Source organism: Cedecea davisae (assembly GCF_044095835.1).
Taxonomy (GTDB): Bacteria; Pseudomonadota; Gammaproteobacteria; order Enterobacterales; family Enterobacteriaceae; genus Cedecea; species Cedecea davisae.
The window spans coordinates 4,346,416-4,365,444 of the sequence record NZ_CP172054.1 but is presented as its reverse complement, the minus strand read 5'-3'; the positions used below and the strand labels follow the sequence as shown (position 1 = coordinate 4,365,444).

Sequence of the window (19,029 nt, the reverse complement as noted above, 5' to 3'; positions counted from 1 at the left end):
GCAGAACATGTCTTCGATTTATGAGAAATACAATTTAAAACAAGTGATTAATGCTTCAGGCCGCATGACCGCATTGGGCGTTTCTACCCCACGCCCGGAAGTGGTTGAAGCGGTGACCACCGGCATGAATCATTATTTCGAAATGAAGGATCTGGTGAATAAAACCGGCGCCTACATTGCCGGGTTGCTCGACGTTGAAGCGGCGACCGTGGTTTCCTGCGCTTCTGCGGGTATCGCCCAGTCCGTGGCGGCGGTGCTGGTGAAAGATAATCAGTGGCTGATTGAGAACCTGCACGCGGCTCCTCTGGAGAATAATGAAATCGTGCTGCCAAAAGGGCACAACGTTAACTTTGGCGCACCGGTCGGCACGATGGTCAACCTCGGCGGCGGCAAAATTGTTGAAGCGGGTTACGCCAACGAATGTTCAGCCGACCAGCTTGCAGCGGCTATCTCTCCGCGCACGGCGGCGATTCTGTATATCAAATCCCACCATTCGGTGCAGAAAAGCATGCTCAGCGTTGAGCAGGCCGTGGTCGTCGCGCGTAAACACAATCTGCCGCTGATCGTTGATGCTGCGGCGGAAGAAGACCTGGAATGCTATTACCGTGCCGGTGCCGACCTGGTTATCTACAGCGGCGCGAAAGCCATTGAAGGGCCAACCAGCGGGTTGGTCATCGGTAAAGAGCAGTACGTTGAATGGGTAAAACTGCAAACCGGCGGTATTGGCCGTGCGATGAAGGTCGGCAAAGAAGGCATTCTCGGCCTGACCTGCGCCATTGAGCATTACCTTAGCGCGGCGAAAGAGAGCGGTGCGGAAATGGTCGCGAAGATGACGCCCTTTATCGAGAACCTGAATACGATTAACGGCGTAACCGCTCGTGTTGTCTGGGATTCCGCTGGCCGTGATATCGCACGCAGTGAAATTAAATTCGATGAAGCGACCGTCGACATCAGCACCGGCGAGCTGGTGGGCGCGTTGAAGCAGGGCGAATACGCCATCTACTTCCGCGGCTACAAAGCTAACGAAGGCATTATCGAAGCGGATGTGCGCAGCGTGAGCGCGGCACAGCTGGAGATTATTTACCGCTGCATTAAAGCGCTGGTAAGCAAGGAGAAATAAGCATGAAACTGACCCCAAATTTTTATCGTGACCGCGTCTGTCTCAACGTGCTGGCAGGCTCTAAAGAGAATGCTAAAGACATTTATCAGGCGGCGGAAGGCCATGTGCTGGTCGGCGTGCTTTCTAAAAACTACCCGGATGTACCAAGCGCGGTTGCCGATATGCGCGACTACGCGGCGCTGATTGATAACGCGCTGTCCGTCGGGCTGGGCGCGGGCGATCCGAATCAGTCGGCAATGGTGAGCGAGATTTCCGGCCAGATCCAGCCGCAGCACGTCAACCAGGTGTTTACCGGCGTAGGCACCAGCCGCGCGCTGCTGGGCCAGAACGAAAGCGTGGTCAATGGCCTGGTTTCACCGACCGGCACTGTCGGCATGGTAAAAATTTCCACCGGGCCGTTAAGCTCCGGTGCGCCGGACGGCATCGTGCCGGTAGAAACCGCCATTGCGCTGCTGAAAGATATGGGCGGCAGCTCAATCAAATACTTCCCGATGGGCGGGCTGGAATGCCGCGCTGAATATCAGGCCGTAGCAGAAGCCTGCGCGAAGCATGACTTCTGGCTGGAGCCAACCGGCGGTATCGATCTGGAGAACTTCGAGGAGATCCTGAAGATTGCGCTGGACGCGGGCGTGAGCAAAGTGATCCCACATATCTACAGCTCGATTATCGACAAAGCCAGCGGTAATACTCGCCCGGCTGACGTGGCGACGCTGCTGGCGATGACGAAGAAGCTGGTGGGGTAAAGCACTGTTTCCCCTCATCCCGACCCTCTCCCCAAAGGGGCGAGGGGGAAAAGAAAGATCCCCTTTTCTCATAGGAGATAGGGGAAAAGTAGGTTGATGTGAAATAGAAAGATCCCCTCTCCCTTTTAGGGAGAGGGTTAGGGTGAGGGTATAATCCTCATCAACCACACTTCGAGGATCAACGCATGTCTGCACGCACTCTGCTTGTTGCTTCATTTGCCTTACTTGCCGCTGGAAACAGCGCGGCGCAAAGCCATTATGCCTGGGTCGGCACCTACAACCCAAACGGCGAAGGGCTTTATCGCTTCCTGGTTGACGCTAAGACCGGCGCGCTGAGCGATAAAACGCTGGTCAGCTCGCTGCCTAACGCCGCGCAGCTTACGGCGTCGCAGGACGGTAAAACGCTTTATGTTGCCAGCGAAGCGGAGAAAGGCGTGATAGCGGCATTGCGCGTTGGCGATGACGGCAGCGTGACCGAGCTGAACCAGGTCTCCTCCGGCGGCGCGGGGCCGGTGTATCTCTCGCTAACGCCTCAGGGCAAGCACCTGCTGGTGGCAAACTATATTAGCGGCTCTATCGCCGTGCTGCCGGTGAATGCCGACGGCAGCCTGCAAGAAGCCAGCGATAAGCATCAGGACAGCGGCGAGCCGGGAGCGGCAAAACCGGAGGCTGCGGCAGAAGGCAGCTTTGCGGCCAGCGATCATAACGGGCCGCATGCGCACATGATTGCCGCCGATCCGAGCGGGAAGTTCGTCTTCTCAACCGATCTGGGTCTGGATCGAGTCTATCAATATCGTTTCGATCAGAGCAAAGGCTCGCTGGAGCCGAACGATCCGCCGTTTATTGCCGCGTCATCCAAAGGCGCTGGGCCACGTCATTTTGTCTTTTCTGCCGACGGTTCAGGCCTGTGGCTGATTAACGAAGAGGCCTCTACGCTTACTCACTACAAGCTGGATGGTGGCAAGGGTACGCTGAGCGAAGGCAAAACAATTTCGGCGCTGCCGAAGGGGTATAAGGGCACGAGTTTCGCGGCAGGCCTGGTGCTTAGCCGGGACGGCAAGCAGCTGTATGTTGCCAACCGGCTGCATAACAGCATCGCCCATTTTAGCGTGGCGGCGAACGGCGAGTTAACGCATCAGGATGATGTCTGGACGCGGGGCGATTACCCGCGCGGATTGACGCTGGACGGCAGCGGTAAACATCTCTATGCCCTGAATCAGCGCAGCGACAATATCACCCGCTTTAGCGTGGCGCCGGGGAGCGGTAAATTGACCTTTATCGAGGATTATACGGCGGTGGGAAGTCCGTCGCAGATGGTCTTCACCCCGTTTAAGTAGAGCAGGACGGAGCGCCAGCGCGCTCCGCTAACCAAAGGAAACGGTTGTGAGATTTCCCAATCAACGTCTGGCTCAACTCTTTGAGATGCTGCAAAACGAAACGCTGCCCCAGGATGAACTGGCGCGGCGTTTGTCGGTTTCTACCCGCACGGTACGGGCCGATATTACGGCGCTCAATGCCCTGATGGCAGGCTTTGGCGCGCAGTTTACGCTGACCCGCGGCGCGGGTTATCAGCTGAATATTGAGGATGCCGAACGTTACGGAGAACTGGTTCAGCACCGGCCGCGCCAGCTTCGCATCCCGCGCACTTCGCCGGAACGTGTGCATTATCTGGTGGTACGTTTTCTGACGGCGGCATTTTCGCTCAAGCTGGAAGATTTGGCCGAGGAGTGGTTCGTCAGCCGGGCGACGTTACAAAGCGATATGGCCGAAGTCCGCGAGTGGTTTACGCGCTACCATTTGACCATAGAAACTCGCCCGCGCCACGGCATGAAGCTGTTTGGCAGCGAGATGTCGATTCGCGCCTGCCTGACGGACTTGCTCTGGCAGCTGACGCTGGAAGACAGCGAAAATCCTTTGCTGACGGAAGAAGCGCTCAACGCAGGCGTTCCTGAGCTGCTGGCCGGGCCGCTGCATGACTGTTTTACCCGTTGCCGAATTCGCTTAACCGACGAAGGCGAGCAGTTTATTCGCCTCTATTGCTCGGTGGCGGTACGCCGCATTAGCGAAGGTTATCCGCTGCCGGAATTCACCGCTGATAACGTGGATGTCCAGGTAAAAGAGGCCGCTCGCCAGATAGCCGCATTGCTACAAAAGCTGGCGGGTAAACCGCTCTCCGAAGCAGAAGAGCAGTGGCTACAGGTGCACATCGCCGCGCGCCAGGTGCAGGAAGTTGCGCCCAGCGCCATCAGCGCCGACGACGATGAGGCGCTGGTGAACTACATCCTGCGCTACATCAATACGCACTATAACTACAATCTGCTGGGCGACGAGCAGCTGCACGCCGACCTGCTCACCCATATCAAAACCATGATTACCCGGGTGCGCTACCAGATAAATATTCCTAACCCGCTGCTGGCCAATATTAAGCAGCACTACCCGCTGGCCTATGACATGACGCTGGCGGCGGTATCGAGCTGGGGCAAATACACCCCGTATGCGATAAGTGAAAACGAAATTGGTTTTCTGGTGCTGCATATCGGCGTCGGGCTGGAGCGCCATTACAACATTGGCTACCAGCGCCACCCGCGCGTACTGCTGGTTTGCGATACCGGCAACTCCACGGTGCGCATGCTCCAGGCCATGCTGATGCGTAAATATCCGCAGGTAGAAATCACCAGTATCATCTCGTTGCGCGACTATGAGCAGTTGGAAAGCGTGGAGGCGGATTTTGTTATCAGCACCGCGCGCATAGCCGAAAAGGAAAAGCCGGTAGTGCTGATGGCTCCGTTCCCGACCGATTATCAGCTCGAGCAGCTCGGCAAGCTGGTGCTGGTGGACAGAACGCGGCCTTACATGCTGGAGAAATTTTTTGATGCCAGCCATTTCCGCATCATCGACGGCCCAATGACCCAGCAGCAGCTCTTTATGACGCTCTGTGAACAGCTGGAGCGTGAGGGTGTTGTGGATGCCGATTTCCATCCTTCGGTGGTGGAGCGCGAGGCGATTGTTAGCACCATGCTCGGAGAAGGCATTGCTCTGCCGCACTCCCTGGGGCTGCTGGCGAAGAAAACGGTGGTCTACACCGTGCTGGCGCCGGAGGGGATTAGCTGGGGCGACGAGACGGCGCACGTTATCTTCCTGCTGGCTATCAGCAAGAGCGAGTATGAAGAGGCGATGGCAATTTACGATTTATTTGTGACGTTCTTGCGGGAGCGGGCGATGGTTCGACTGCGTGACAGCAAGGATTTTGCCAGCTTTAAGGCGGTGGCGATGGAGTGCCTGAGTAAGCTGTAAATGTAGTTGGCCCTCACCCCGGGGAAAGTATAGAGGCAATTCAATCTGATAGCTGGTGTTATCCCCTCTCCCCTGTGGGGAGAGGGTTAGGGTGAGGGGCAGTTATTTCAGGATAGTGAACGCGGTAGTTACGTGCTTCACGCCGCTCACGCGGCTGGCAATATCGGCCGCAGCCTTGCCTTCACGCTCCGTCACCAGGCCAAGCAGGAACACTTCGCCGTTTTCGGTGGTGACCTTCACGTTAGACGATTTAACCTGATCGCTGGTCAACAGCTGCGAGCGCACTTTGGTGGTTATCCATGTGTCGCTTGAAGCCGTGCCCAGGCCTACCGGAGCCATGATGCGAATTTCGTTATACACTTCGGTGGCGCCGTCTACGCCCAACGCGATTTGCTTGGCGCGGGAAGCCAGTTCAGGGTTCGGAGACTGGCCAGCCAGCAACACTTTGCCCTGGTAAGCCGTGACGTTAATACGTGCTTCTTTCTTGATTTGCTCATCCTTGCTGAGCGCGCTGTTCACGCGTAGCTCCAGCGTGCCGTCATCAACCTGAGTACCTACGGTACGCGGGTCGGTTGCGGTTTTGGTCGCCACGGCGGCGCTTCCCACAACAACGGCACCGACGCAGCCCTGTAGCAGCAGCGCGGAAATAAGAACAGCAATTGGCGTAAAGGCCTTCATGTTCATTCCTTCTCCTTTCTCAAAGATTGCTATTAGCCATCCTGGTGGGGAAATAGCGTATTGTCGATCAGATCGCATAAACAGTTCACCGTCAGCATGTGCATTTCCTGAATGCGTGCGCTGCGGTGAGAAGGGATGCGGATTTCTACATCCTGCGGCCCTAACAGCCCTGCCAGTTCACCCCCGTCATAGCCCGTTAGCGCGACGATTGTCATGTCGCGGGTGACGGCTGCCTCTACCGCTTTGACGATATCACGGCTGTTACCTCGGGTGGAAATTGCCAGCAGGACATCTCCGGCATGGCCCAGAGCACGCACCTGTTTGGCGTACACTTCCTCATGCAGGCGATCGTTAGCGATCGCGGTTAAGACCACATTATCTGCATTAAGTGCAATGGCCGGTAAACTGGGGCGCTCTGTTTCGAAGCGATTGATCATGCTGGCAGCAAAATGCTGTGCGTTGGCGGCGGAGGTGCCGTTGCCACAACAGAGGATTTTGTTGCCGTTCAACAGAGACTGAACCAGCGTCATTGCGGCACGGGAAATGGCGTCCGGCAGGGCTTCCGCTGCGGCAATCTGAGTTTGAATACTTTCCGTGAAGCAGACTTTGATTCTTTCGAGCACGTTGATTCTACCTGGAGTTTTTTAGATATCGGCGGCAAACGCGTTGGTCAGCCACTCTATTTCATTGCCGGTGAAGGCTAACACATCGAAACGGCAATCCACAGTATCAAAACTTTTCCCGCTGCTGCTCAGCCAAACCTGTGCGGCGTGCAGCAGGCGTTGTTGCTTAGAGCGGGTAACGCTGGCGGCAGCGCCGCCGAACTTATCGTTACGCCGAAAGCGAACTTCAACGAAGACGATAACCTGTTGCTGTTTCATTATGAGGTCGAGTTCACCGCCGCGTATGCGCACATTCGAAGCGATAAAGCGCAATCCCTTGCGCTCGAGATAGCGGCGCGCCTGCTGCTCATAGTGCGCGCCGCTTTGTTGGCGGTTCAGGAAACCGGGACGATCTGGCCCTGACTGAATTGCAGCCAATTTAACTTCCTGTTAATTACGCAATCCTGGTTGGCGGTCAGCTGCCCGGTATTCCCGTTAAGCTGGTAGCCCGGCACCTGGCGCATTTGGGAGAAATGGTTGGCCAGGGACCAGGCATCGACGCCCATGGCATACAGGCGAGCCAGCGAATAGTCGTTATTAACGCGGCTCAGCGCCTGCTGCATCAACTGCGGGTTGCCGCCGGAGAGCATCGGGATTTCGCTGAACTGCAGGCCTTCCATTTCCAGGCGGTAGTCCGGGCCGTTAACGCCCTGAGAGCTGCGGGAGCTGGCATACAGCTGCGCGGCGCTGCGGCTGCCGGTGCGCATGGCGATCATCGGTTTAATCAGAGCGACTTCATCGGAAGTGGCAACGATATACACCGAATCGACGCTGCCGCTGCTGCCGGCGGTAATTTGTGCATCCGTTGGTGCCGCCGGAATGGTCAGGCCGCCGATGGTGACGCCCGGCGCCGTGTTGGACGGTGTGCTGACCGGCGTACCGGTTAACGCTATGCCGGAGCCGCTGTTAATGCCGCGTTTGAGGTCGCTTACGGAGCCAAATTTCTGCTGTAGCACCAGGCCGCCGCCAATCTTCTGCCATTCGGTGGCAAAGGCTTTGGCCACGCGGTCGCCAAAGGCGTTAGAAGGCAGCAACAGCAGCGGGCTGCGGTGATTTTGCTGCCAGATATGGTGGGCTGCATCGCGGGCTTCGTCTTCCGGAGAAAGGGCGAAATAGCAGATATTTGGGCGATTCTGCACGGTTTCCGGCTGGTTAAGCGCCAGGATATTCAGCGGGCTGTTTGTACCGGCAAGCTCATCGACGTTATTTTTCAATAACGGCCCGACCACCAGGGTCGCGCCATCCTGCTGTGCCTGGGCCAGCACCTGAGACAGCGGCTGAGAGCTGGTATCGTAGACTTTGATTTCCGCCGATGGGTTGGCAGGGGCAGAGCTTGAGGCCTCTCCGGCAGGTTGTGCCGCCGGTGCCGCTGGCGCATCAGTCGCTGGCTGGATTGAGGCCGACTGTGCTTTTTGGTCGGTCAGATCGCTAACGGAAGCGCTGGACGGGCTGACGGCGGCATTGGGGTCTACGGGTGCCTGAGCGGCCTGCGGTTGCTGAACCTGAGGCTGCGGAGCTGGCTGTTGCTGGGTATGAGGGTCTGTTGGCTGAACCTGTGGCTGCACGGCGGCAACCGGGGCAGAACCGCTGTTTTTAGCGGACTCAAAACCCTGTTCGATAGCGCGGCCAAATACCGCGGCCTGGCCGTTTAGCGGCAGCAACAGGGCAATTTTCCCGGTCGAAGCAGGCTTGAAGTTCTGGACATTAACCAACTGGGTTGGGAGCGTCTTTGCGCCCGGATTGTTCGGGTAGCGCGTTTGCCAGTCCTGGATGCCCGCTTTCAGCATCTTCGGATCGTTGCGGTTATCGCTCCAGACGCGCTGTAAGTCCAGCCAGCCCTGCAGAGTATTCTCGTCGGCGTTGATGACCATGCTGTTCATCTGCTCCGCGGAGAGCTGTGACAGCGCCTGCCAAATCCCGTCAATGTTCTTCTGGCGTGCATCGCCCTTGAGCAGCGGCTCCTGGGTAATATAAGCGCGCAGCAGTGCCAGAGAAGGACGCCCCTGAGAAGAGTCAATCACCGCCTGGTAATAACGGCTTTGCTGGCTCTTATCGAGCGTGGATGGATCTATCTTTTCCAGCAGGGCCGAGGCCGCGTTGAAATCTTTCTGCGCAATCTTCACTTCCGGTACCAGAAGCTGCTGTTCGCGGGCCTGGGCAGCGGTCAATTCCTGCGGCAGTTGGTTATACAGCTGTACGGCCTCCTGAGGTTTCCCCTCTTTCAGCAGGGCACGAATGGCGAGTAATTGCCAGTTGGTCTTGCTATCATCTGCGCTTTGCTGCATTTGTTGCAGATAGTACGCTGACCCGGCGGTGGTTTCGCCCTGCAGCAGCGCGGCGGATTGATCCGGCGCCTGAGTAGAACAGCCGGCAAAAATTAGCGCAGCGAGCAAAACAGGCAGGCAGCGCCCGGCTTTTGAACGATTCAAGGTTGAGGGTAGCATTCTGTATCCAGTGGTTTTTAAATCCCAATGTACAATATTAAATCGGCAATACGGATGAAACAATGAAACAACACGAAACGGCGGCGATTTTAGCCAATACGCTCTATATCGTCCCGACGCCTATCGGCAATCTCGGGGACATCACCCAGCGGGCCCTCTCGGTGTTGCAAAGCGTTGATCTGATTGCCGCAGAAGATACTCGCCATACCGGCCTTTTGCTGCAGCATTTTGCGATTAATGCGCGACTGTTCGCACTTCACGATCACAACGAGCAACAAAAAGCCGAAACCCTGCTGGCGAAGCTGAAAGAAGGCCAAAGCATTGCGCTGGTTTCTGATGCCGGTACGCCGCTGATTAATGACCCCGGCTATCATCTGGTGCGTACCTGCCGTGAAGCCGGGATCCGCGTTGTGCCGCTGCCCGGCCCGTGCGCCGCTATTGCCGCCTTGAGCGCCGCAGGTTTACCGTCCGACCGCTTCTGTTATGAAGGCTTCCTGCCGGCAAAATCCAAAGGCCGCCGCGACGCGCTGAAGGCGGTAGAGCAGGAGCCACGCACGCTGATTTTCTACGAGTCCACCCACCGCCTGCTGGATAGCATGGAAGATATCTGCGCGGTGCTCGGCGAGTCCCGCTATGTGGTACTGGCGCGCGAGCTGACCAAAACCTGGGAGTCTATCCAGGGCGCGCCGATTGGCGAGCTGCTGGCCTGGGTGAAAGAAGATGAGAATCGCCGCAAGGGCGAAATGGTGCTGATAGTCGAAGGTTTTAAGGCACAAAGCGATGATGAGCTACCGGCCGATGCCCTGCGCACGCTCGCATTGTTGCAGGCTGAACTTCCGCTGAAGAAAGCCGCCGCGCTTGCCGCCGAAATTCACGGCGTGAAGAAGAACGCGCTGTATAAATATGCTTTAGAAAACAATAAGGGATAACTTTCTCGAGACCCCTCGCAGTTTTTGAAACATAAACGCTTTATTGTATAAACAATGAACTCCCTGGTGTTATTTTGCACTTCACTGAATAACTTTAAGGGAGTTAAAGTTTATGCCGGTATTGATACCAGGGGAGTCGAAAATGGCCGTTTATCCCATTAGCTATAGTCCTGCTGCACTGGAAAGAGCCTTCGATGTGTCAGGTACTACGGATATTCTTGGCCCACCTGCGCTTATCGTTTTACGCAAGGATAAAAGCGCTGCGGCCATTATTTATGCAGAACCCGTGCTGGATGAGAACGATGAGCTTCGCCATCCTGTTGTTGCCAAACTCGATTTAATTCCGCGTAAGAGTGCCAGGCAGAATGAATCGATTGTTGCCGTTAAGCGCTATTGGGAATCAAAAGCCGTTTCTCAGGTTGAGGGGATTGTTGTAGATAACCCCGCCCGGGATACCCGGGTTGCCACTACGCTTTATGAACACCTCATCGTTGAGCAGGATCTTATCCTGATGAGCGATCACGAGCAGTATATTGGCGGTCAGGCGATATGGAAACGCATTGCCCGTTCATCAAAGGATATAAGCGTTTTCATTCTGGATACCGAAAGCGGGTGCTTCTATCCCTATGATGGGGAAAGAGTATGCTATGACAGCGAATGTATTCCTGAGTCTGAAATCTGGAGCCTGTCGCCTGACGAGTCCCAGCATGGCGTTGTGCTGGTGGCGGAAAAACGCACGAGTTTCTCTGTGGATGAAGGCCTGGTTTCCCAGGCCTGAAGTGAGCTCTACCTTACCGGCGTAGCCTCAACCACCAGCGTTTCCAGCGGCTTCAGCGTCACAATCAGCGGTTTACTGTAATCTCCCGTAAGCGTTGCGTTATCGCCATAAACGGCTTTTAGCGTAAAGCGCGTGGCCTCGCCGTCCGGTACTTCAAAGCTTTTACTCAAGTCCAGATAGTAGCTCTGCGGCTTATCGGATGGGTTACGCAGCCCAAAAATCGCTTTCTCCTTGCTCCAGGACGCCCAGCCATAAACCTCAAGCTGCGTTGGGTCGCCGCCTATCCAGTGGCTGTCTACCAGCACGTTGCTATTTTCCCGCGACCATTTAGCCGCTTTAGCCAGCGTGTCCCATTTGGCGCTGTTCAGCATCGACGGCGTAATATACAGCTCTTGCAGCTGGGTGCCGGTAGCAAAATAGCTCCAGGTCTGGTCGGCGAAGTCGCCGTCTGTCTGGACCTTCTCAAGCCCAAAGTAGGCATGCTCGGCGCTGACAATACCGTGATACATCAATGAGTTTATCGGGAACAGCGGGCCTTTTCGCACGATACAGCGATAAGTTTCAGCGTCGCGGTAGGTTACCCATTGCTGTACCGGAGAGCCTTTGCCGTAGACGTTAATATCGTCGCCCTGCCGCCAGATGGAGTCGGCATAAAATAGCCAGGACGGGCTGGCGTTGGTGCCGGTCGTCAGGTTGATAAACAGGTCTTTATTGGCCGCGCGCATGTTCTTAATCAGCTCGATAGACGCATCGAAGTCGGAGGCAAAGGGGCTGCCCTTGATATAAGAGTTGGCGTTGCCCATGCCGTCGAGCTTGAACGAGGTAATGTGCTCATTTTTGATTAACCCAATTATCTTCTCGTTAAAGTTGCGGAAGTAGTTGGGGCCGGAAAGGGCGAATTTTCCGTCTACCGTCTCAAAACCATTCTCTTTGGCGTGGGACACGCGTTCGTCGCGAGGTTTGTTATAACCGCCCCACGGCGAGAGCCACAGGCCGATTGAGGTATGCAAGCTGTCTGCCTTTTCTTTAACGGCGCTGAAGCCGTGTTTAAATGCCGGGCCAAATAGCCATTTACCGGTGAGATCGTCCCAGCCATCGTCGAGCAGGAAGCCGTCCAGCTTAACGCCGCGTTTATTAATCAGCTCACGGGCGTATTCATCCATACGGGTGAGAACATCTTTCTCGCTGTAGGGCGTAAAGAAGCCGATGTCCATCCAGCTGTTGTAATGCAGATAGGGCTGGTAAGGCCGCGGACGCATAACGTTAATGAACTGATTAAAGCTGCGGCGAAGCTGGTCAGTGGCCTCAAAGGTTCCGAAATACGTGGTATAGGTAACGGGCGCGTCGGTTTTAATCGGCGTTTTTAGCTCGACGTTAAGGTTAGTGGTGGTTTCGTAGGCGTAAGTATTCACGATGGGCTTTTGCGGCAGCATAAAGAAGCTGTCGGCCACAATCGGCGAGCTGTTGACTGCGCCGTTGACGTAAGGTGCCTGAGCCTGCCCCTTGGTTGGGAAGAAGGTTATTTTAGCGACGTCGCGCGGCTGGCCCTTTGCCTGCAAGGTATAGTCGATAGCGGCGTATTTTCCTTTTAATACCTTGAACACTACGCTGACGGCAAAATCGTCACGCTCGTAATCTATCTGAATGGCATCGTCTTTTTTGCTGACATTTTTGATTTTAAAGTCAGCGGTGTGAATGACCTTTTCATCGGGCAGCGTCATAAAAAATAGCTCAACAGGCGCGAGTTTATGCCCGGACAGTTTGTCTTTCACTACCGCCGCAGAGTTTGCATCATCAAACGTTATCGCCAGATTGTTGTTATCCAGCTGGTATTGCGCCGCCAGCGCGGCATTGCTCATCAGCAGGAGGAGTAGAGAGCTTTTTATTATTGTCTTCATCAGAGGTCCTTAGCGTTGCGAGGTTACAGAGCGGCTTCCGGTTCCGGCAGCAATTTATTGGCTGAGCCGCAAACCGCGACTTTGCTGCGCACCACTTCTTTCATTGCGTCCATGCCGACGCGCATGTAATAGCGCGGGTCATTGCCTTCCGGATTATCGCCAAACCATTTTTTGACCGCGGCGGCGAAGGCGATTTTGAGTTCCGTTGCCACATTCACTTTGCAGACGCCCAGCTCAATGGTGCGGCGAACAAATTCATCCGGAACATCGCTGGCGCCGTGTAAAACCAGCGGCACGGAGACCACTTCCCGGATTTCCCCCAGCCGCTTAAAGTCGATTTTTGGACGTTTGGTATACAAGCCGTGGGCGGTACCAATGGCGACGGCCAGGCTATCTACACCGGTAAGTTCAACAAAGCGCCGGGCTTCCTGCGGATCGGTCAGGAAGGCGCTCTCCTCATCGACATCCATATCGTCTTCAACGCCTCCAAGCCGGCCGAGTTCGGCCTCTACGCTACAGTCGAAGCGGTGGCAAAAATCCACTACCGATTTCACCAGCTTCACGTTTTCGGCAAACGGGAAGTGGCTGCCGTCGATCATGGCGCTGCGTACGCCCGCGTTAACCTTGCGGGTGATATCCGCCAGCGTTTCATGATGATCAAGATGCAGCGCCAGCGGTATGCCGTAGCTCTCGGAATAGGCCTCGCAAAGCGCATAAATTTCTTCGAAAGCGATATGTTTAAAAGTGCCCGGCGTACCGGCAAGGATAACCGGCGAGTTCAGCTCTTTGCAGACTTCTAAAATCGCCTGAATAGTCTCGGCATTGTGGATGTTAAAAGCCGGTACCGCGTAGCCCCTGGCCTGTGCGTCCTGAAGCAGATATTTAGTGGAGATAATGCTCATGGGTAACCTCTCAGCCTTTCCAGGGATGAATCACTACGCCTTTCACCACGCGGTTTACGGTGCCGCTGGCGGAAGGTGTATCCGGGGTAATACCTGCTTTAACCGATGCGGTCAGGGCAAAAATTTGTGCATACATCAGGAAGCAGAACGCTTGTTCGATATCCAGAAACTCCCGGGCGGCGGGCAGCAGGATATGCGGCCCTGCTTCGATCTCCGGGCTGCTGACGGCTGAAATCGCGATGGTCTGCATTGCCAGTCGATCCCTGCGCAGTTCGGCCAGCAGATCCAGGTCGTACAGCCTTGTATACGGGTCGCTTGAAATCAGCACGACTGCCAGAGTTGCGTTATTCACCAGCGATTTAGGGCCATGGCGGAAGCCGGTTGGCGAGTCGTAAAATGCGGCCAGTTTGCCTGCCGTAAGTTCCAGAACTTTCAGCGCGGCTTCGCGGGCTACGCCTTGTAAACCGCCGCTGCCGAGATAAACCACGCGCTGATATGGCTGGTCGCCAAACGGCATTTCGCTGAAGTCCCCCTGCGATTCGATTATCTGAGCGCAGCGGTGCGCCACGTCCTGGAATGAAGAGGAGTTGATAATATCCGGGGCAAATACCGCGAGGCAGCTGGCCATCATGGTGGTGATGCTGCTGGTCATTGCAAACCCGCGGTCGTGGGTTTCGGCCGGCATCAACAGCGGCAGAGATCGCTCGTCGTGTAAGGCATTACGGTAAAGGCTGCCGGCTTCATTGCAGGTAATCATCAGATGATGGCGAGGCTGCACCAGCTGATTCACCAGGTCAACCGCCGCCACACTTTCCGGGCTATTGCCGGAGCGGGCAAAAGAGACCAGCAGCGTATTCTGCCCGGGCGAGAGGTAATCCAGCGGGTTGGTGACTAAATCCGTGGTGGGAATAGCGACAAAGTTCTTTCCGGTATGGCGAGACAGCCAGGGAGCAATAATATCGCCAATAAAAGCGGAGGTTCCCGCGCCGGTAAGCACAATTTTTAGATCTTCTTTTACCAGCAGCGGCGCAAGGAAAGCGTCGATTTGTTCGCGTAAGCGAGCGATCTGCTGTAGCGATCTGATCCAACTGGCGGGCTGCTGGCGGATCTCTCTTTCTGTCCAGGTGGTGCTGCCGCTGACGGCGGCTGCCGGGGTTTCGCTCATGACGTGTTCCTTAGTATTGCGTGGTCAGGTGTCAGCTCATGTGCGCATGACAACCTTTCGTTTCATTTCACTTAATGAGTTTCCTGCTTAAAAGGAAATGTATAGAAAGGGAAGTGTAAGATCAACATCAAAAAAGAAATAAAACGAAAATCGTGATCTATATTGAGCGTTTTGTTTATCTCATTAATTAATAATGGTTTTTATTGAAATGATGGATTTTTGGAAAGGAAAGAAAAGGTCTGCGACGGAGCAGGCCGCAGACCAAAGTGGTACACATTGAAAGCGCTATAGGGGGGACGCTTTTATTAATCGAAATCGGCTTATGGCAGATCAATACTGCCCTGTCATATGCCTTCTCCAGCGGCCTCAACCGAGCGGTGGCGTGCCATCTCATCAACCAGGCTGGTTAAGCCGCGGTGGCCGCACTCGAGCGCCATCTGGCGAAATTCGCTGCTGTTCAGGCCTTCTCGCTCCAGCACCATTTCCAGAAGCAATTGAAGATTAATGCCGGTAATGACTTCGCGCCCGGGCCTTTCAAGCGCCAGGGTGGAGGCCACACGAAACGGTGTGCCGCCGAGCAAATCAGTCAGAAAAATTAGCCCCTCGCGCTCGTCAAGGCGGTTAATGGCTTCTTCAAACTGGCCGGTAAGCCGCGCGGTGGATGACGTTTCCGGGAAGTCGATGGCGATAATTTGCGGCTGTTCGCCCAGGATCTGTTTCATTGCCTGCTCCAGACCGCTGGCAAAGCTTCCGTGCCCGCTGACAATTATGCTTAGCATGTGCTTTCCTCTCTTTTACAGGAAGTGAAGGAATTTCCCGACGACCGCCAGAACGACGGTGATGCAAATAAGCCGTAAAGGACTCCAGCCGCGGCGAACCAGGGCATACATCACCAGGGTGTAAACCAGCGGAAGAAACGCGGGCATTAGCTTGTCGATAACGTCCGTCTGAAGCTTGACGACGGCATCCCCGGCGGTAATTTCCAGCGTGGTGGACAGGCGAACATAGGTGGCAACCAGGGCGCCAATTACTGTCATCCCGACAATGGAAGCGGCATGGCCTACCTTGCGGGTATTGGCCTTGATAAGCGGAATGGCCGCAACACCCATGCGGTAAGCATAGTGCGCCAGCCCAAAGCGCAGGCCGAGGTGAACCACGTTAAACAGCACGATAAATATCACGGCGCCAAGAATAGATCCTTGTAAGGCCAGGCTGGCACCGATGCCGCCGCATATTGGCAGCAGCGTTAACCAAAACATGGCGTCGCCTATCCCGCCGAGCGGTGCGCCAACGGCAATTTTAGTGCTCTGAATACTGTTTACATCCTGCTTTGAACGCTCCATAGCCAGGATAATGCCGATAACGAAGGTCACGAGGAATGGATGAGTGTTAAAGAACCCCATGTGTCCTTTCATGGCTCGAGCGAGATCTTGCTTGTTAGTATGGATTTTTTTCAGGGCAGGCAGCAGGCCGTACAGCCAGCCGCAGGCCTGCATACGTTCGTAGTTAAACGAAGCCTGAAGCAGCATGGAGCGCCACGCTACGCGGTTAATGTCTTTCTTCGTCAGCTCAGCGCCAATGGTCTGATCCTGATAAATATTATCGTTGCCGCCGGTGATGACGGTTTCTGTTTCAGTGGCCTGAGGCAGAGTTTGGGTATCAGATGCCATCTTCAAATTCCTCTTGCTGGGCGCGGGAAGGCTGCGGGGGAGTCGGGTCTTTACGCATCAGGTCCATTAAAGCCATCGCCAGCGCTGCCGCAGCAATCGCCAGAACCGGCAGTTTGAGCCAGGCTGCGCAGACAAAGCCGATAATGAAGTAAGGGATGTAGACGTTTTTCATCATGATTTTTAGCAGCACGGCGAAGCCGATAGCGGGCATTATCCCGCCGGCAACGCCGAGGCCGTCAATCAACCGGGCCGGCAGCATGTCAATGGCCGCTTTGGCGTGTTCCGCGCCAAAGTTGATCGGTAAAAATGCGCACAGGAAATAGAAGATGCCCAGAGCCAGCATGGCCAGGTAGTTGATTCGCTCTATGCCTCTGGTGTCCGCGTTTGCCGCCATGCGGTCGGCGCGAGCCATTACCCCGGACATGATAGAGAACAGGAACGTTATCCCCATTTGCACCGCCACCGCAAACGGCACGGCAACGCCGACGGCAACTTCGGGCTTCACGCCGGTAGTGATGGCGAAAGTGGTGCCGACAATCGTCCCGATAATGACGTTAGGCGGTTGGGCACCGGCAAGCGGAGCCAGCCCCATCCAGACCAGCTCAAGGGTGCCGCCGGTGAGAATACCGGTGTGTAAATCCCCCAGAATCAGGCCAACCAGCGGGCCAAGCACAACCGGGCGGTGCATGTGCGTCAGGCCGTTGAACATATCCAGACCGGCAATAAAGGCCAGGACACCTAACGCTATCGCTTGTAGTAAGCTGATTTCCATAGCAAATACCTCAGAGAAGTTTATAGAGATCCTGAGCCGATTCTGTGGGAACGCCCTGAACGAAACACTCCACCCCGGCCTGCTTAAGGCAGGAGAAAGCGGCAATGTCCTGTTCATCCACCGAGACGGTTTTGGCGACCTGTTTCTTACCTTCGACGTAATGCATGTTGCCGACATTGATGCGTTGGACCGGAACGCCGCCCTGGACCAGGGCTAAAAAGTCCTGCGGGCTTTTGCAGACCAGCAGAATTTTCTGGCGGTCTGCGGCTTTGTGAATGTTGTCGATAACTTTTTGCAGCGGCCAAAAACGCACCGCAATGCCTTCGGCCAGCACCATTTCCATCAGGTTTTGCTGGATGGGGTCTTCGGCGACTTCGTCATTGGCTACCAGCACCAGGTTAGCGCCGGAAAACCCAACCCACTGCACGCCAACCTGGCCGTGGATCAGTCGCTCATCAATGCGGCTTAAAACAATGTTTGGCATGTTATTTTCCTTATTATCATTGTGTTAATCAGAAGACATTTCGCCATGACAGGCCGCATGGTACTGGCGCAGCACATCCTGAATATGGTCGATTATCAGCTCGTGAGGTGTGGCTGATAGCTGGCTCTCACGCACTTTTGCGTACTGAAGAGGCAGGTACTGGCTGATCAGCGGCAGCGGGATAGGTTCATTCGCGAGATTTTTTACCAACGTGTCGTAGGCTTCATCGATATCACGATCCGGCCAGTAGTAGCGCACCCGGTCAGAATAGCTGTAGCCGCGAGCGAGCCGCAGGGCATCGCCTTTACCGTGATAGTGCTGCTGCCAGTGCGCCGGGTTGTCCAGCATAACCGTCTCCAGTACGTCCCTTAGGCCCGAGCATCTGTGGGCAGGAAGCAGCTCTCGCTCGATGGCCGAGAGGGAGAACAGGGCTTCACGCAGTGCAAAGGTGAGCGCAGGGCCGACTTTCAGTATTGCGAAGTGGTTCTCAACCAGCCGGGACAGGGCCTGCGGCGTCTGGTAATCGGTCGAGTGGGCTTCAAAAACCATGGTTTCCGAGGCTTCTATCATCTTGCTTAGCGGCTGGGATTTCTCCGGGCAATAGTCAATGACCTGGGTGTGGTCGAACTCAACGCCGGGCTGGACTACCAGGCCGATGATGCGTGGCCACAGGCCGCTAAGCCCGCTTTGTTCGAAAGCATGTCGGTGGGCTTCCAGGGTCTTTTTTGCCGCCTGTGGCGAGGTTACGGCCAGTTCAGCCAGGGTTTCATGAGCGCCGCCGGGAACCGGGACTTCGGTGCCTATGACGTACACCAGGTCCGACTTTCCAAAGTGCTCAATGCAGGTTTGCTCGGCTATCACCGCCAGCCTGGCCGCACGCCCTGCGACGAGTTCGTCGGTTAGCGGAACGGGGTCATCGGCACAGGACATGCTGCAATCAAGGTGAATTTTTTTAAATCCCGCGGCCACGTAGGTGCGAATCAACTCTTCGGCGTGAGCCATTGCCTCTTCGGCCGGGCGGGTTTGCCAGCGATTCGGGCCAAGGTGGTCTCCGCCAGGGATAATCCTGGCGTGGGGGAGGTTATGTTGCTCAGCCAGGCGGTAAACAAACCCGCAGAAGTCTGCTGGCGTCATTCCCGTGTAGCCGCCGTATTGATCAACCTGATTTGAAGTCGCTTCAATCAGCAAGTCTGCGTCCGCTTCGCGGGCATGACGCATCGCCGCCTCGAGAACGAGCGGATGGGCGGAACAAACCGCGAAAACTCCGCAATGCTTGTTCTTTTTGTGGTTAGCTACAAACTCGGTTAACTGTTTCACTTTCCTCTCCGCAGCGATTGATTAAAACAACTCCTTTCGATTCATTTCATTTAATCGTGCCTTATTGTGGTTTGAGAATAAAAAGAAAGATAATGGAATTGAGATCTGTTTCGCAAAAGAAACATAATGAAAGGGTGGGGTTGCAGTAAAAATGGCAGATGGTGCCGATTCCA

General features: G+C 55.4%; 18 protein-coding genes. 6 read left to right on the top strand and 12 right to left on the bottom strand.

Annotation, left to right across the window (positions count from 1 at the left end):
• Nucleotides 1-7: 7 nt before the first annotated feature.
• The 4 genes from ACG1VR_RS20830 (at nt 8) to ACG1VR_RS20815 (ending at nt 5,157) form a co-directional block, all read left to right on the top strand.
• Nucleotides 8-1,120 carry a DgaE family pyridoxal phosphate-dependent ammonia lyase gene (locus ACG1VR_RS20830; RefSeq protein ID WP_395489706.1) on the top strand — a complete coding sequence of 371 codons (1,113 nt, stop codon included), beginning with the start codon at nt 8-10 and terminating at the stop codon, nt 1,118-1,120.
• A gap of 2 nt (nt 1,121-1,122) precedes the next feature.
• Nucleotides 1,123-1,863, top strand: a complete 741-nt coding sequence (locus ACG1VR_RS20825) for a KDGP aldolase family protein (RefSeq protein WP_395489705.1) — start codon at nt 1,123-1,125, stop codon at nt 1,861-1,863.
• 185 nt (nt 1,864-2,048) lie between these two features.
• On the top strand, nt 2,049-3,200 hold the full coding sequence (locus ACG1VR_RS20820; protein ID WP_172568500.1) for a lactonase family protein: 1,152 nt from the start codon (nt 2,049-2,051) through the stop codon (nt 3,198-3,200).
• Nucleotides 3,201-3,246: 46 nt separating this feature from the next.
• Complete coding sequence (locus tag ACG1VR_RS20815; RefSeq protein WP_039897836.1) at nt 3,247-5,157, top strand: transcription antiterminator; 1,911 nt, start codon at nt 3,247-3,249, stop codon at nt 5,155-5,157.
• 102 nt (nt 5,158-5,259) lie between these two features.
• On the opposite strand, the gene dolP is transcribed toward ACG1VR_RS20815, so the two are convergent.
• The 4 genes from dolP to ACG1VR_RS20795 are packed head-to-tail and all read right to left on the bottom strand — an operon-like array spanning nt 5,260 to nt 8,941.
• Complete coding sequence (dolP, locus tag ACG1VR_RS20810; protein WP_039899080.1) at nt 5,260-5,835, bottom strand: division/outer membrane stress-associated lipid-binding lipoprotein; 576 nt, start codon at nt 5,833-5,835, stop codon at nt 5,260-5,262.
• 32 nt (nt 5,836-5,867) lie between these two features.
• A complete protein-coding gene (gene diaA, locus ACG1VR_RS20805) occupies nt 5,868-6,458 on the bottom strand; it encodes a DnaA initiator-associating protein DiaA (protein ID WP_008453676.1) in 591 nt (196 codons plus the stop codon).
• 21 nt (nt 6,459-6,479) lie between these two features.
• On the bottom strand, nt 6,480-6,875 hold the full coding sequence (locus ACG1VR_RS20800) for a YraN family protein (protein ID WP_395489704.1): 396 nt from the start codon (nt 6,873-6,875) through the stop codon (nt 6,480-6,482).
• Nucleotides 6,833-8,941, bottom strand: a complete 2,109-nt coding sequence (locus tag ACG1VR_RS20795) for a penicillin-binding protein activator (protein WP_395489703.1) — start codon at nt 8,939-8,941, stop codon at nt 6,833-6,835. Before ACG1VR_RS20795 ends, ACG1VR_RS20800 begins: the two co-directional genes overlap by 43 nt.
• Before the next feature lie 62 nt (nt 8,942-9,003).
• Between ACG1VR_RS20795 and rsmI the strand changes: the two genes are divergently transcribed.
• Together rsmI and ACG1VR_RS20785 are read left to right on the top strand one after the other, a co-directional pair.
• Nucleotides 9,004-9,870 carry a 16S rRNA (cytidine(1402)-2'-O)-methyltransferase gene (gene rsmI / locus ACG1VR_RS20790; protein WP_016517587.1) on the top strand — a complete coding sequence of 289 codons (867 nt, stop codon included), beginning with the start codon at nt 9,004-9,006 and terminating at the stop codon, nt 9,868-9,870.
• 142 nt (nt 9,871-10,012) lie between these two features.
• Nucleotides 10,013-10,648, top strand: a complete 636-nt coding sequence (locus ACG1VR_RS20785; RefSeq protein WP_395489702.1) for a hypothetical protein — start codon at nt 10,013-10,015, stop codon at nt 10,646-10,648.
• A gap of 8 nt (nt 10,649-10,656) precedes the next feature.
• On the opposite strand, the gene ACG1VR_RS20780 is transcribed toward ACG1VR_RS20785, so the two are convergent.
• The 8 genes from ACG1VR_RS20780 to kbaZ all read right to left on the bottom strand — a co-directional run bounded on the left by ACG1VR_RS20780 (nt 10,657) and on the right by kbaZ (nt 18,856).
• Complete coding sequence (locus ACG1VR_RS20780; protein WP_395489701.1) at nt 10,657-12,546, bottom strand: enterotoxin; 1,890 nt, start codon at nt 12,544-12,546, stop codon at nt 10,657-10,659.
• 23 nt (nt 12,547-12,569) lie between these two features.
• Nucleotides 12,570-13,448 carry a tagatose-bisphosphate aldolase subunit KbaY gene (gene kbaY / locus ACG1VR_RS20775; protein WP_227318419.1) on the bottom strand — a complete coding sequence of 293 codons (879 nt, stop codon included), beginning with the start codon at nt 13,446-13,448 and terminating at the stop codon, nt 12,570-12,572.
• A 10-nt stretch (nt 13,449-13,458) separates the two neighbouring features.
• Nucleotides 13,459-14,613, bottom strand: coding sequence for an SIS domain-containing protein (locus ACG1VR_RS20770; RefSeq protein ID WP_279051387.1), 1,155 nt, complete (start codon nt 14,611-14,613; stop codon nt 13,459-13,461).
• A gap of 344 nt (nt 14,614-14,957) precedes the next feature.
• Nucleotides 14,958-15,392: a PTS galactosamine/N-acetylgalactosamine transporter subunit IIA gene (agaF, locus tag ACG1VR_RS20765; RefSeq protein WP_172568494.1), complete on the bottom strand. Its 435-nt coding sequence runs from the start codon at nt 15,390-15,392 to the stop codon at nt 14,958-14,960.
• Nucleotides 15,393-15,407: 15 nt separating this feature from the next.
• Nucleotides 15,408-16,283 (bottom strand): PTS N-acetylgalactosamine transporter subunit IID, encoded by an 876-nt coding sequence (agaE, locus tag ACG1VR_RS20760; protein WP_016517593.1) that lies wholly within the window; start codon nt 16,281-16,283, stop codon nt 15,408-15,410.
• Complete coding sequence (agaW, locus tag ACG1VR_RS20755; protein ID WP_016517594.1) at nt 16,273-17,055, bottom strand: PTS N-acetylgalactosamine transporter subunit IIC; 783 nt, start codon at nt 17,053-17,055, stop codon at nt 16,273-16,275. Before agaW ends, agaE begins: the two co-directional genes overlap by 11 nt.
• A 10-nt stretch (nt 17,056-17,065) precedes the next feature.
• Nucleotides 17,066-17,539 (bottom strand): PTS N-acetylgalactosamine transporter subunit IIB, encoded by a 474-nt coding sequence (gene agaV / locus ACG1VR_RS20750; RefSeq protein ID WP_395489700.1) that lies wholly within the window; start codon nt 17,537-17,539, stop codon nt 17,066-17,068.
• 24 nt (nt 17,540-17,563) lie between these two features.
• Nucleotides 17,564-18,856, bottom strand: coding sequence for a tagatose-bisphosphate aldolase subunit KbaZ (kbaZ, locus tag ACG1VR_RS20745; RefSeq protein ID WP_395489699.1), 1,293 nt, complete (start codon nt 18,854-18,856; stop codon nt 17,564-17,566).
• Nucleotides 18,857-19,029 lie beyond the last annotated feature (173 nt).